This is a genomic window from Nocardia sp. NPDC006044 (genome assembly GCF_042871115.1).
Classification (GTDB): domain Bacteria; phylum Actinomycetota; class Actinomycetes; order Mycobacteriales; family Mycobacteriaceae; genus Nocardia.
In genome coordinates this window covers 2,793,961-2,807,968 of record NZ_JBIAID010000001.1, presented here as the reverse complement: position 1 = coordinate 2,807,968, position 14,008 = coordinate 2,793,961, and the positions used below count along the sequence as shown (strand labels likewise).

13 protein-coding genes are annotated in these 14,008 nt (G+C 68.0%); 4 read left to right on the top strand and 9 right to left on the bottom strand.

Translation table 11 applies throughout. The features are described from left to right. Positions 1-29 precede the first annotated feature (29 nt). Both ACFYO1_RS13005 and ACFYO1_RS13000 read left to right on the top strand, forming a co-directional pair. Positions 30-989 carry a family 43 glycosylhydrolase gene (locus tag ACFYO1_RS13005; RefSeq protein ID WP_387230108.1) on the top strand — a complete coding sequence of 320 codons (960 nt, stop codon included), beginning with the start codon at positions 30-32 and terminating at the stop codon, positions 987-989. Between the two features lie 424 nt (positions 990-1,413). After that, positions 1,414-1,986, top strand: a complete 573-nt coding sequence (locus ACFYO1_RS13000) for a hypothetical protein (protein WP_387230106.1) — start codon at positions 1,414-1,416, stop codon at positions 1,984-1,986. A gap of 95 nt (positions 1,987-2,081) precedes the next feature. On the opposite strand, the gene ACFYO1_RS12995 is transcribed toward ACFYO1_RS13000, so the two are convergent. From ACFYO1_RS12995 to ACFYO1_RS12965, 7 genes are all read right to left on the bottom strand, one after another. Beyond that, complete coding sequence (locus tag ACFYO1_RS12995) at positions 2,082-2,321, bottom strand: MerR family transcriptional regulator (RefSeq protein WP_387231860.1); 240 nt, start codon at positions 2,319-2,321, stop codon at positions 2,082-2,084. Between the two features lie 141 nt (positions 2,322-2,462). Next, positions 2,463-2,591 carry a DUF1048 domain-containing protein gene (locus ACFYO1_RS12990; protein ID WP_387230104.1) on the bottom strand — a complete coding sequence of 43 codons (129 nt, stop codon included), beginning with the start codon at positions 2,589-2,591 and terminating at the stop codon, positions 2,463-2,465. A 151-nt stretch (positions 2,592-2,742) separates the two neighbouring features. Further along, positions 2,743-3,072: a PadR family transcriptional regulator gene (locus ACFYO1_RS12985; RefSeq protein ID WP_387230103.1), complete on the bottom strand. Its 330-nt coding sequence runs from the start codon at positions 3,070-3,072 to the stop codon at positions 2,743-2,745. A gap of 94 nt (positions 3,073-3,166) precedes the next feature. Next, positions 3,167-4,840, bottom strand: coding sequence for an amino acid adenylation domain-containing protein (locus ACFYO1_RS12980; protein ID WP_387230101.1), 1,674 nt, complete (start codon positions 4,838-4,840; stop codon positions 3,167-3,169). 87 nt (positions 4,841-4,927) lie between these two features. Then, entirely contained in the window at positions 4,928-5,590 is a 663-nt protein-coding gene (locus ACFYO1_RS12975) for an SGNH/GDSL hydrolase family protein (protein ID WP_387230099.1), read from the bottom strand. Between the two features lie 26 nt (positions 5,591-5,616). Next, the gene (locus ACFYO1_RS12970; RefSeq protein WP_387230097.1) at positions 5,617-7,131 is read right to left on the bottom strand and encodes an MFS transporter; all 1,515 of its coding nucleotides are present in this window, start codon (positions 7,129-7,131) and stop codon (positions 5,617-5,619) included. Positions 7,132-7,212: 81 nt separating this feature from the next. After that, complete coding sequence (locus ACFYO1_RS12965; protein ID WP_387230096.1) at positions 7,213-8,115, bottom strand: NADP-dependent oxidoreductase; 903 nt, start codon at positions 8,113-8,115, stop codon at positions 7,213-7,215. Between the two features lie 167 nt (positions 8,116-8,282). Here ACFYO1_RS12965 and ACFYO1_RS12960 point away from each other — a divergent pair, with 167 nt between their 5' ends. Beyond that, positions 8,283-11,519, top strand: coding sequence for a BTAD domain-containing putative transcriptional regulator (locus ACFYO1_RS12960; RefSeq protein ID WP_387230094.1), 3,237 nt, complete (start codon positions 8,283-8,285; stop codon positions 11,517-11,519). Between the two features lie 61 nt (positions 11,520-11,580). Here ACFYO1_RS12960 and ACFYO1_RS12955 read toward each other — a convergent pair whose 3' ends face one another. Together ACFYO1_RS12955 and ACFYO1_RS12950 are read right to left on the bottom strand one after the other, a co-directional pair. Next, entirely contained in the window at positions 11,581-12,249 is a 669-nt protein-coding gene (locus ACFYO1_RS12955; protein ID WP_387230092.1) for a hypothetical protein, read from the bottom strand. Between the two features lie 124 nt (positions 12,250-12,373). After that, positions 12,374-13,396, bottom strand: a complete 1,023-nt coding sequence (locus tag ACFYO1_RS12950) for an LLM class flavin-dependent oxidoreductase (protein WP_387230090.1) — start codon at positions 13,394-13,396, stop codon at positions 12,374-12,376. Positions 13,397-13,495: 99 nt separating this feature from the next. Here ACFYO1_RS12950 and ACFYO1_RS12945 point away from each other — a divergent pair, with 99 nt between their 5' ends. Further along, positions 13,496-13,972: an SRPBCC family protein gene (locus ACFYO1_RS12945; protein WP_387230088.1), complete on the top strand. Its 477-nt coding sequence runs from the start codon at positions 13,496-13,498 to the stop codon at positions 13,970-13,972. The last annotated feature ends 36 nt before the right edge of the window (positions 13,973-14,008 follow it).

Sequence of the window (14,008 nt, the reverse complement as noted above, 5' to 3'; positions counted from 1 at the left end):
CGAGATCCGCGACGATGGGGTGACGTTCGATGGGCAAGCACGCACACAGTGCGGGAACCGACGGCACGTTTCGCAATGCGTTGAATCCGGCGGCCGATCCGTTCCTGACCTATTACGCAGGGAGCTACTACCTTTCGACCAGCCAGGACACCGCCCTGCGGATCTGGAAGGCCGAGTCACTGGGCGATCTGGCTGCCGCACAACCGAATACGGTGTGGTGCGACCCGGACCCGTCGCGTAATCGCGACATGTGGGCGCCGTCTTTCCGCCTGTTCGAGGGACATTGGTATTTCTATTACAGCGCGGGCGATGGCAGCCGCGACGGTCATCGCCTGTACGTCTTGCAGTCGGAGGGCTCGGATCCGTTGGGCCCCTACACCTTCGCGGGACAGCTCGGCGCCCCGGAAGTGTGGTCGATCGATCCGGAACTGCTACAGCTCGGCGACCAGCTCTACTTGCTGTGGAGCGGCCCGAACAACCTCCTGCACATCGCTGCGATGAGCGACCCCGTCACCGTGTCGGGCCGCGCCGTCTACCTGCCATCCGCCGGCGGATGCGACGAGGTACGCGAAGCCCCCACGACGATCCAGCGCAACGGCACCACCTACCTGGTCTACTCCACCTGCGACACCGGCAAACCCGACTACCAGCTGTGGATGCATTCCCTCCCGCCCGGAGCAGACCCCCTCGTCCCCGCCAACTGGCACCAGCACCCCACCGCACTGTTCACTCGCAACGACCCGGCCGGCGTCTTCGGCCCCGGCTCCAACGGCTTCTTCCAAAGCCCCGACGGCACCGAAGACTGGATCGTCTACCACGCCAAAGACACCAGCGAATACACCTACGACCGCCGAACCACCCGAGCCCAGAAGTTCACCTGGAACACCGACGGCACCCCCGATCTCGGAACCCCCCTCTCCCTGGACACCGACATCCCCCTCCCCTCCGGCGACCCCCTAGCCTCGAATACCGACGACGATCGAGTATGAGCGTCGAGACCGCAGCCGAGCCGGCGGAAGGCAGTTTCTGACACCGAATAGCTTGTGGCACTGTTTAATATGATGGCAACGACGTCAACCTGCACATTCCGCCTCGTCGCCTTGCAGGCGCGACGAGCCGAACGGTAGGATTTGGCCGACAACAGCCGACCGGGGAGCAGCGAGTTTATCGCTGGTGCACTGTGGCTGATCACGTGGGAGTTCGTGACTCGCGGGATGCGGGATGCGGAACGATCCACGACAGTGGAGACTGATGAAGGGGAAACGTGGCCACTGGCTTGATCGGAATCGACCTTTTCGCCATGACTCTCGACGAAAGCCGTCTTCCGGTAAGTGTCGATGTCAATCGAAATCTTCAGACCCGCCTAGATTCGCAAGATTTCTCTGCCGCGGCGACGTGAATACGCGGAACCTGTTGGGTATTTCAGCGATGGTGGCCCTGGTTTCCGGTTGCGGACTATTTCCGCGGACACATCCCGAAAAGTATGACTATCCGGACAACACTCACACCATCCAGGCGCTGTGCGATACTACGAGACAGTTTTTCGCGACCCGAGCTGGTACCGATAATCTGAAGACCAGTGTTGGCGTTGGCGGAAAAGCATTGAGCGATAAGATCGGTAGCGGCAACGGGTGCGTCTTCGAGAAGAACGACGGCTCCACACCGCCTTCTTCGCTCGGGTATGTGTCGCTGTTCGGCGTTTCATTCGGCGGCAGTACCGCGACCGAGCCGCCGTCGACGGCAACGAATTACCCGACCAAGGTTCTCACCGTGGACGGCGTGCAGGTCAAGGCGGCCACCGAGCCGCCACCCAAGGGAGGCGACCCGGCTACCACACCGCTCGACGTCGAACTTGTTGCCACGATCGACGGCTGGAAAGGCGAACTCCACTTCAGAGCGACCGAAGATCAGACGTCACGGGATGATCGACTTATCCAAACAGGTGCGCGAGCACTCGTGGATATGATCCGTGTACTGAAGGTCTGATCGATCCGTAAGCAGATCATTCGGCGGTAGGTGAGCATGGCGACGAAGTAGGCGACTGCGAGGATGTTGAGGCACCTCGGTACCAGCTCAGGGCCTTATCGAGTGCGGCCGAGGATGCGCTCGATGTCGGCTAAATAGTTGAGCAGATCGCTGATTTCGGTTTGGCGGACGCCTGCGCCGAGCAGGGTGCGGACTTGTACCAGGCGGAGTAATTCGGGTGGTCGGTATCGGGGGGTGCCGGAGTTGTCGTATTGCGGTTCATTGATCAGGCCGTGGCGGTGGTAGTCGTGCAGGGTGGCTACTGTGACGCCGGCGAACGCTGCTGCCCGGTGGATGGTGAAACCATCTTGCGCGATATTCGTTGTCTCGCAGTGCTTCTCCGGGGGGCGGTGGGTGTTTGGTCGGCATCGGCGCTAGCTTTTCTCTCCGGCGGCGCGCTCGATGGCGGTGATCAGGCGTTGCTGCTCACGGCTCATTCAGGACTCTTCCTGGTAGTTTCGCGCGAACGCCTCGATGAATTCCACCGGATCCTGGCCTACGACCTCGCGGATCGGGGTGCCGTCCGCCGCGCTCTGCTCGAACAGGTCGAGCAGGTCCTCGAACAACGAAACGCGCCTTGCCCGAAATAGTTCACGTATCGTTCGAATGCGTCGACGGCCGTATGGTACGGGGCGGGAAGCTGTTTCACCCGTGCCTTGTATTGCCACCAGCGCCGCTTCTCGCCGAGATCGCCGATCACCTTTTCGATGAACATGGTCACTTGCCTCCCTCATGAAGTTGTTCGAGCCGTTCCGCGAGGAATCGCCAGGTGCTCCAGAACTCGTCCAGGTATTCGCGCCCTCGTGCGTTGAGCGAATAGACCTTGCGCGGCGGCCCCTTCTCCGACGGGATCTTCTCCACGTCGACCAGGTCCTTTTTCTCGATCCGGACGAGCAGGGCGTAGATGGTCCCCTCGGCGATGTCGGCGAACCCCTGCTCACGCAGCCACGCCGTGATCTCGTACCCGTACGCCGAGCGCACGGACAGGATCGCCAGGACGATGCCCTCCAACGTGCCCTTGAGCATCTCGGTCATCTGTTTGCCCACGAAGCACCTCCCGCTACTCAATGTCACTTACTACCAGTAGATAGTAACACTGAATAGTGAAGAGACAAGGGAGCCGAAAAAGCCTCGGCAGTGACTACTGCCGGATTAGCTGGCGCGCTGCTGGATTCCCTGCATCGGGCTGGATGATCACAGCGGGACGAGCATGCACCTGTTCCACGGCTCGACGGCGCAGCTGCGCACGGTCTTGTTTTCCGTTGCAGGTCAACGGGATTCGACGGGTGCGGACAAATCGGCCGGGTACCGACGCGGTCGGTAGTTGCCGGCAGAGGGCGGCGCGCAAACGGCGGAACAGGGCTTCTGGTTCGCAATCGGTGTCGGCGGGCTGAATCCAGGCGACCATGGTGGTGTCGTCGCCGACATCGACCGTGACCACCACGGCGGCGGCCACCCCGGGATCCGCGAGTAGCCGCTGCTCGATCTCGCCCGGGTCGATTCGCTGTCCGCGGATCGTCACCTGGTCGTCGATGCCGCCCAGGTACTCCAGCTCGCCGTCCACCAGGCGCACTCGGTCGCCGGTTCGGTAGAGCCGCGGCACGGACGAACCTTCGGGCGCTGCGACGAACGCTCGCGCGGTCAGGTCGGGACGGTTGAGATATCCGGCGGCAACGGGAACGCCGCCGATATGCAGTTCACCCTCGTCGCCCGGGCAGACCGGCAACCCGTCGGCGTCGAGGACACTCAGCACACAGTTGTCGATCGGCCGCCCGATGTAGACCGCGTCGATATCCGCCGGGTCGCTCGGACAGGTCCAGGCCGTGACGTCGATCGCGGCCTCGGCCGGGCCGTACAGGTTATGCAGCGCGGCAGGCAGCGTCGCGACGAATTCCCTGGCCACGGGCAGCGGAAGCGGCTCACCACCACAGAACACGTGCCGCAACGACGTACATCGCGCCGCGTCCGGCCACCGCAGGAACTCCCGCAGCATGGACGGCACGAAATGGCAGACGGTGATCCGGTGCCGCACGATCGCCTGTGCGACGGCGACCGGATCGCGGTGTTCGGCCGACGCCAGGAAGACGCACCGCGCACCGGCGATCAGCGGTAACAGCAGCTCCCAGCCGGAGACGTCGACCGAGACCGGCGTCTTCTGCAAGATCCGGTCGTCGGCGCCGACCCCGTAGGTCTCGCGCATCCATTCCAGCCGGTTGCCCAGCGCGCGACCGGACACGACGACCCCCTTCGGGGCGCCCGTCGACCCCGAGGTGAACAGCACATAGGCGGGTTGATCGGCCGGCACCTCCGGCAACGGGTCCAGTTCGTCCGTGTCGGGCTCCCGGGGCAGATCCAGCGCCCGCAACCCGCATTCGACGACCGACTCCCTACCGGCGCCGGTCACCAAAGCCACTGCGCAGTCGGCGATCTCGGTGACCTGCCGCATCCGCGCCGTGGATGCGCCCGGATCGACCAGCAGGTACGGCAATCCCGCCTTGAGCACACCCAGCAACGCGACGAGCAGAGCGGAGCCGCGCGGCATCGCGATCGCGACCGTCCGCCCGCGCGGCGCGCTGGTGCGGAGCAGCCGGGCGACGCGATCCGATCGCAGCTCCAACTCGCGATAGGTCAGCTCGCCGCAGCCGTCGACGGCCGCGATCGCCCCCGGCGCCCGCGTCGACGCCGCCCGGACCAGGCCCGCGATGCCGTGCCGGAAACTCCGTTCGACGGTTCGGCCGCGCAGCTCCCTCGCCGCCACCGAGTATTGCTCGTGCAACCAGACCTCCACGCTCCAACTCAGTCCCTCGATGATCACGGTAGGCCGCCGAATCCCCCGGACGTACGGCCCTGACGCAACTTTTACGAGGTTGGAGACGCCGGTCACGTGATCGCCAAGGTGCGGTCAGCCGGCCAGCCGCAGCCAGGCCTCGGCGAGCGCGTCGTGGCCGGCCAGGGTCGGATGCACGCCGTCCGCGGACCAATACTCCGGTCCGGTGGACGCGGCGAGTTCGGCGAACATGGTGTCGGCCGGGATCAGATGGGCGTCGTACTTTTCCGCGAGTTCGTGCACCGCCGCGATCTTCGGGTCGAGGTCCGCGCGCCACTGCTTGCGTTCTTCCGGTCCGACGAACGCGGCGCCTGCCTCGACGACGCCGTCGATGGGCAGCAGGAACGGTTCGATGAGGATCAGCTGGGTGCCCACCGCGGCGAGCGGGGCGAGCAGGCGGTCGTAGCCCGCCCGGAATTCTTCCGCCGAGATCACCCAACCGTCCGGATCCAAGGTGTGCCAGCCCATGTCGTTGACGCCGACGAGGATCGAGACGACGTCCGGCTCGGCGTCGAGTACGTCTGTCCGCCAGCGTGTTTCGAGGTCCATCACCTTGTCGCCGGCGTTGGCGGTGTTCAGCCAGGTGACGGGGCGGTCGGGGTGGCGGAAGCACCATTCGCCCGCGACCCGCACCGGGTAGATGCAGCCGGCCTCGTCTTCGCCGATCGGCCGGCGGAGGTCGGTGATCGAATCGCCGGTGAACATCACGGTGGTTCCCGGACGGAGGGTGATCGTCATTTCCTGCTTCCTGACATTCTCGGATTTCAGTGCGTGGGAACGAGTTCCGTGTCGGACAGCGGGAGCGGACCGCTGCGGAAGAGCAGCGCGGCCAGGGCGGCGGCGCAGAGGAAGACCGCGGCGGCGACCCAGAACACGAGGTGGTAGCCGGACAGGGTGGCTTCGGCGATCGTCGCGGGCTGGGCCGCGGTCGCCGGACGGTCGGCGAGATAGTTCGCGATGGCCGTCGTGGCGAGTGAACTGAACACCGCCGTGCCGAGCGATCCGCCGATCTGCTGGGCGGTGGTCACCAGGGCGGCCGCCACTCCGGCGTCGTGCGGGTGGACACCGCTGGTCGCGGCGTTCTGCACCGGGCCGAAGATCAGGCCGAAGCCTATGCCCGTGACGAGCAGCGCGGGCAGGACGGCGCCGGCGTAGCTGGAGTCGGCGTGGATGCCGGTGAGGATCGCCATGCCGATCGCGGCGAGCACGCAGCCGACCGGGACCAGTGGCCGAGGTCCGGTGCGCGGCAGCAACACCGCGCCGGAGACGACCGCGCCGACCATGACCGACACGATCATCGGGAGAAACGCGACGCCGGTCATCAGCGGGGTGAAGCCCAGCATGTTCTGCAGGTAGTAGGTGAGGAACAGGAACACGGCGAACATGCCGATGCCCGAAATCCCGAGCGACAGATACGCCGCGCCGCGGACCCGGTCCAGGATCACCCGCAACGGCAGCAGCGGATGTTCGGTGCGGAGTTCGATCAGGACGAAGGCGGCGACGAGCGCGAGACCGACGATCACCGAGCCGAGCGTCCGGAAGTCGTTCCAGCCGTGCGTCTCCGCGGTCCCGAGACCGTAGACGAGGCCGACGAGACCGAGCACCACCGTGACCGTGCCCGCGATGTCGGGCTTGGTCCGCTCCGGTCGATCACCGTCGCGCAGGAAGACTATCCCGCCGACGAACGCCACCGCCGCGATGATCAGATTCACGTAGAGGCACCAGCGCCACGAAAGGCTCTGGGTGAGCAGACCTCCCAGCAGCAGACCGACCGCGCCGCCCGCGCCCGAGATCGCGCCGAAGATGCCGAACGCGCGGCCGCGCTCCTTGGCGTCGTCGGCGAAGGTGACCGACAGCAGCGACAGCGCCGCCGGAGCGAGCATCGCGGCGAACGCGCCCTGGCCGATGCGGGCGATCAGCAGCATCGAGAAGTCCACGGCGCCACCGCCGAACGCCGACGCGACGGCGAATCCGCCTACGCCGATGAGGAATAGCCGTTTGCGGCCGAAGAAGTCCGACAGCCGGCCGCCGAGCAGCAGGAGGCTGCCGAAGGCGAGGGCGTAACCGGTCAGTACCCATTGCCGGTAGTCGACGGGAAAGCCCAAGTCCTGCTGCGCACTCGGCAGCGCGATGTTCACGATGGTGGAGTCGAGGATGTCCATCAGCTGCGCGAGACCGAGGACGACCAGCGCCATCCAGCGGTTCGGTATGCGATGTCCGGCCCCGTCCTTGCGCGGTGCCGCGCTGGTCGATGAGGTGGTGGATATGTCAGGGTTCATGATGGCCTCTCAGGAGATTCGGGCGTGCCGAGGTAGGCCGCCAACTGCGTTGGCCGCCTGTGGTTTTCGGCTGGACGAGGGTCAGTCGACGAGCAGCACGAGCTTTCCGCGCACCTGGCCCGACTCGCCGACGCGGTGTGCTTCGGCGACCTCGGTCAGAGGGAAGGTGCGGCCGACGGGGAGGACGAACCGGCCGGCTTCGATCAGGTCGCCGATCTGGTCGATCACGTACAGCGCGCGGCCCGCGTCTCCCCTGCTGAACCGCACACCGTGCTGCTCGGCGCCGGCGAAATCGGCGAGGGTGACCACATGCGCTGCGCCACCGGCGAGTTCGATGAGTTCCGGCAAGATGCCGCTGCCCGCGACGTCGAGCGCGAGGTCGACACCGTCCGGTGCGAGGGCCCGGACCTGCTCCGCCATGCCCGCACCGTAGGCGACCGGTTCGGCGCCGAGCGAGCGCAGGAAATCATGGGTGGCCGGGCTGCCGGTGCCGATCACGCGGGCGCCCCTGGCGACGGCGAGTTGCACCGCGGCGCTGCCGATGCTGCCGGAGGCGCCGCTGACGAGCAGCGTGTTGCCGCTCGCGACACCGAGCTGGTCGAGGGCACGGGCCGCCGTCTCGAGCGCGGACGGTAAGGCGGCGGCATCGGCGAAGCCGAGCGACGGCGGGATGGGGGCGTAATAGGCCAGGACGGCCAGTTCGGCTTGGGCGCCGGGCTCGGCGGAGAAGCCGAACACGCGGTCGCCGATGGCGACGTCGGTGACCTCGGGTCCGAGTTCGTCGACGATGCCCGCCGACTCGTAACCGAGGGTCTGCGGGAGCTCCTCGTCCATCAGTCCCTCGCGTTTCTTCCAGTCGCTCGCGTTGACGCCGGCGGCGCGCACGGCGATCCGGACCTGGCCGGGGCCGGGGTGCGGATCCGGCAGGTCGACGAGCTCGAGGACCTCGGGACCGCCGAACCGGCTGAACTGCACTGCCTTCATGAGGTGCTCCGTTCTCGCCACTGGGGCGCTGGTGAGTGGGCACGTCGTGCGTGCCGAAGCTGACTCGGCCAAGACTGCTACCCGCCGCTCACACGGGGCGCACACCACGCTGACACGGGAGCTGACCTGGTGTGCGGGCCGGGGCGTGGGTGCGCGAAGATCGGGGGATGAACGAGGATGCGCGGCTGCATGTCACGCTGCTCGGCGCCTTTCAGGTGTCGCGCGGCGAGGCCGCGCTGTCCGTGCCGGGGGCGCGGTTGCAGGGGTTGGTTGTCCGGCTGGCGCTCGCGGGCGGGCGGGTGGTCGAGCAGGGCGCGCTGGTCGACGCGATCTGGGCGGCGGACCTGCCGGCCGATCCCGCGCATGCCTTGCAGGCGCTGGTCTCGCGATTGCGCCGGATTCTCGGCTCGGCCGGGGATGTCGTGCAGGACGCGGGCGGGTACCGGCTGGCGGTGGACGACGTGGACGCGGTGCGGTTCGAGCAGTTGGCCACGGCCGGACGGGAGCAGCTGCGCGGCGGTGACATGAACGCGGCGGTGGCGGTGCTCGGCGAGGCCGTGCGGTTGTGGGGCGACCGGCCCGGCATCGAACCCTCGGTCGTCGCCGCGGTCGCGCCCGCGGTCGCGACTCGGCTGGCACACGCCTCGGTCGAGGCGGTCATAGACCTGGCCGAGGCCGAGCTCTCGCTGGGACACGCGGCCGCGGCCGCCGATCGGCTGACCGCTGTGCTCGCCGAGCAGACCGTGCACGAGCGAGCGGCCGCGCTGCTCATGGACGCGCTCGCCGCCCAGGGTCGCCAGGCCGAGGCGCTCGCCCTGTACGAGCGGGTCCGCGAATCTCTCGCCGACGTTCTCGGCACCGATCCCGGTGCCGCTCTGCGCGAACGCCACCTGAGTCTGCTCCGCGCGGATCAGCCTGCGCCGCAGATCAACTCGACCAACCTGCCCGCACCACTGACCAGCTTCGTCGGCCGCGACGACGACCTCGCCCGAATCGACACGCTGCTGGCCGCCGGGCGTCTGGTCACCGTGCTCGGCCCCGGCGGGGCAGGCAAAACACGGCTCGCCGTCGAGTCCGCCCGGCGGCATCGGCAGGAATACCGGGACGGCGCCTGGATGATCGACCTGTCCTCCGTCACCGAGCCGGCCAAGGTCGGCGCGGCACTGCTCGCCGCGGTCGGGTTGCGCGGCTCGGCGCTGTTCGAGGCCTCGGCCAAGCTGCGCGGCGACCCGATCGGCGAGCTGGATGTGCTGGTCGATCAGCTGAGCGGGCGCGCGAGTCTGCTCGTCATGGACAACTGCGAGCATCTGATAGACGCTGTAGCCCAACTGATTTCGACGCTCCTTACCCGTTGCCCCGGGCTGCGCGTGCTGGCCACCAGCCGCGAACCGCTGGCGATCGACGGTGAGGCGCTGGTCCCCCTCGGCCCGCTCACCGTACCGAAGCCGGGCGCGAACGTGGAGCAAGCCCGTGGTGCGGCAGCGGTGCGCCTGTTCATCGAGCGGGCCGCGGCCGTGCGTCCCGGATTCGACATCGACGAACGCAATCTCGACGACGTGCTGCACATCGTCGGCGCCCTCGACGGCATGCCGCTCGCCCTCGAACTCGCCGCGGCCCGGCTGCGCACGCTCGCACTGGCCGACCTGACCGCCGGGCTCTCCGATCGATTCCGTCTGCTCACCACCGGCAACCGCACCGCCCTCCCCCGCCACCGCACGCTCCGCGCGGTCATCGCCTGGAGCTGGGACATGCTGAGCGAATCCGAACAGACTGTCGCAGAACGGATCTCAGTGCTGCCGGGCGGCATCACACCGCTGTCCGCCGCTGCGGTCAGCGCCGACACCGCCGACGTCCCGGAGTTGCTCGCCGGTCTGGTCGACCGGTCGTTGCTGCAACTCGTGCCGGACACCGGACGGTATCGGATGCTGGAGACGATTCGGGAGTACGGACTGGAACGCCTTGCCGAGCAAGGCATACTGCCGGAGGTGCGGGATCTGGCCGCTCGTCACTTCGGCGAGCTGGTCGCCCGGTGCGACCCATTGCTGCGTGGCCCCGAGCAGCTGGACGCGCTGCACGTGCTCCGGGCCGAGTACGACAATGTGCTTGCCGCCCTGCGTCATCTCTGCGACACCGGCGAGGCCGACGACGCGATCGAGCTCGCGGTGAACCTGACCTGGTACTGGCAGATGCTCGGCCAGCGCAACGACGCGGCCTACTGGCTGGGCGAGGCGGTGGCGGTGACGACCGAGCCGAGCGTGCGGCGCGACATCGCCGAAGGCCTGCTGCTCACCACGATCGCCACGCAGAGCGCGCTCGTCGCCGACTCGATCAACGAACGGCGCACCGACCTGTGGACGCTCGCCGATCGCCTGCTGAGCCGGCCGGAGTTGCCGGGCTTCGGTGGCGCGCTGATCACGGCCCGGCTGGCCTCCATGGCGGTGCACGAGGTGTCGCCGGCGATCATGAAGCGGCTGATCGACGGACCCGATGTGTGGCTGGCCGGGCTGGCCCGGATGTTCCGCTCCCATCTCGCGGAGAACGCGGGGCAGCTCGACCAGGTCCGCGACGATGTGCGCGCCGAGCTGGATTGCTTCGCGCAGGCAGGCGACCGCTGGGGTGTGGCGACCGCGTTGCCGATGCGCGTACTGCTGCGGCAGTACGACGGCGATCTGAGCGGCGCGCTGGCCGATCTCACCGAGGCCAAGCGGCTGGCCCGCGAGTTCGGGTCGCTCAGTCTCAGCGATGAGGTCTTCATCGACCTGCGCTGGATCGATCTGCATGTGCGACTCGGCGACACCGCGGCGGCGATCGAGATGATCGCCGCGGCCCGGGAACGGGTGCAGCGCAAGGCATCCCCGGAGCTGGGCATGCTGCTGGACGTACGCGAGGCCGACCTGTCGCTGCGCGTCGGCGACCTCGATCGAGCACGTGATCTGATCGGCTCGGCCGAGGCCACATTGTCCGAACGGCATCCGTTCAGCGGCAATCAAGGACAGGCGGTAATCGGCTCGGTGCGCGGCGCGCTCTGCCTCGAGCTCGGCGACGGGCCGGGCGCCGAGGCGGCGCTGAGCCGGGCGTACGCGGGGGCGGTCGAGTCCCGGGACATGCCGATCGTGGCGACGGTGGCGGTGACTGTCGCCGGGCTCGCCGCGCTCTATGACCGATATGCGGACGTGGCCGGGTTGCTCGGTGCCGCGGCTCGACTGCGCGGTGCGCACGACCGGACCGACCCGCAGGTCCGATTGCTGCGTGACCGCGCTCGAACCGCACTGGGCGACAACGATTTTACCGAGGCATACGCGGCAGGTTGGCAGTTGAGCACTCCCGCGGCGATGTCCCGGGTCGATCCGGCGCACCTGCGGATGCCATCGCACACCGACCCCGAGGCGCACGTTCACCGGTAGCGCTTCAGCTGTTCGAAGTCGTGAAAGCTGTTGCCGCATCAATGAGTCGCGGCCCAGCGTCTCAACGCGGAACTGCGCCGAACAGGAGCTTCACCCGGCCCGCGTAGTCGACGGGCAGATAACGCTCCGGACCTGTCGTCCACGGCTGCGCCGACTCCGGGTCGTATCGGTCGGGCATCGAGACGCCCGCGGGCGCGGCGGACACGAAGCCCGCCGCGGAGGTGGTCCGGGTAGCCCGCCACAGGTGATCGCGGAAGGCGACGACGCCCGCGACGTCGGTCGCGCTCGCCGTGCCGCGCAACGCGGCGACCTTGGCCGCGACACCTTCGGTCGACAGGTATATCGGCGTGCCGTCCGGATTCATATCGCCGTCGATGCTGATTACGTCTCGCATCCCGTACCGGGACCGCAACACCGTCGCGATCTCCGACTGGGCATACACGGGCAGCTCGCGGTCACCGCGCGCGGCGACGACGGCCGCGGCGAGTTCCTCGTTGACCGGCCCCGGTTCGTGTTCGGCTCGCTGCGGGTCGGCGCCCGGCGGAATCCGGTACCCGAAGCTGTAGGCGACGATGAAGGTGAGTGCGTCCGCGGGTTCGGTCGGCACGGTCCACACATCGGCGGGCGCCGCCGGAATCGGTTCGGCGGCCGCGACTCCACACCAGGCCAGCGGTCCGGCCAGCGCGACAGCGGCGAAGGATACAGCGACCCGGTACCCGAACTTCGTCATCTCTGAATGCTTCATCGCACACGACCCTAGTAGACGCGGTCCGATCGCAGCCGACCGCCGATCCGGTTCCCCGAGGTAGCCACGGCACGTTCGCTCGACGTTCACCAACCGCTCGAGCCTTGAATCAGCTGGACTCGATCTCGATCAGCCGACGCAACGTCGACAGTTGCTGCTGGTAGTCACCCTCGAGTTTGACCAGCAGGCTGGTGATCCCGGCGGCGCGGTAGTGGTGGAGTCGCTCGGCGATTCGGGCGGGAGTCCCGATGAGGTTGGTCAGCTCGCCGAGTTCGCGCGGGACGGCGCGGCGCGCGGCGGCCTTGTCTCCGGACTGCCAGAGGCTGACCACCCGTTCGACGGCCGTGCCGAATCCGAGGCGGGTGAAGGCGTCGTTGTAGAAGTTCCGCCCGCCGACGCCCATGGCGCCGATGGTGAACGCGTACCCCTCGGCGTGTTTGCCGATCGCCTGGGCCGCCGCCTGATCGTCCGCGGTGATCTCGACCGCGACCGGCGCGACCAGATCGAGATCGGACAGCGTGCGCCCGGCCTGAATCGCGCCCTCGCGCAACGGGCCCAGGAAGACCTCGGCCGCTTCCGGGATGAACGCGTTCCCGAGCCACCCGTCGGCCAGTTCACCGGTCAGACGCAGGTTGCGCGGACCCATCGCCGCGTTGTAGATCGGAACGTGGGCCGGCTCGACCAGCGGTTGCAACGCGCGCCCAGGCCCGTCCGGCAGGGGTAGCGGGTAGATCTCGCCGGCATGTTCGAGGCGTTCGCCGCGACCGACCGTCCGGATGATCTCGATCGTCTCGCGCGTGGTCTGGACCGGCGCACGAAACCGGACGCCGTGCCACCCCTCCATGACCCGCGGCCCGGACACGCCGATACCGAGGTCGAACCGCCCGCCGGACAGCTTGTGCAGGCTCAGCGCCGACGTCGCCAGCAGCGCGGGCGTGCGCGATCCGAGCTGAACCACGAACGTCCCCAACCGGATCGACGATGTTCTCGCCGCCAGATAGGCCAGCCCGGTGAGCGCGTCATAGCTCCACACCTCCGCGACCCACAGCGACGAGGCCCCGGCCTGCTCCGCCGCGACGGCGAACTCCACCGCGCCGGGCAGCCGTGGCTCGATCAGAACACCGATACGCATCGCGCCTCCTCGGGCATAGTGGCAATAGCGTATAGAGAGATCGGATCGCGGCAGCAGGGAAGGGTGCGGATGCGTTATCGAGACTGTCCCACTATCGAAGTGGCGGAACGGATTCCAGGCGACGCGGACACCGTGTGGGCGCTGGTCACCGATATCCAGCTGCCGGTGCGGAGTTCACCGGAGCTGACGTCCGTGGAATGGGAGGGCACGGCGGGCCGGGTCGAGCCGGGCGCGCGGTTCCGCGGTCGAAACGATCATCCCGCCTTCGGCACCTGGGAAACCGTCTGCGAGATCGTCGAAGTAGAACCCGGGCGGCGCTGGGTCTGGCGAGTGCTCGGTCCCGACAACGGCACCAGCGCCACCTGGGCCTTCGAGATAGACCCCGCGCGCGACGGCGTCATCGTCCGGCAGTGGGGTCGCATGGGTCCGGCCCCGTCCGGCTTGACCCCGGCCATCACCGCGAACCCGGAACTCGAAGGGCGGATCATCGCCCGGCGGTTGGAGGAATGGGCGGCGGGCATGCGGGCGAACCTCAGCTGGCTGCGCACCGAGGTCACCGGCGGTTCGTCCAGCTGACTCGCCTACGCCGCCGAACCGGCGGCGATCCGAAGC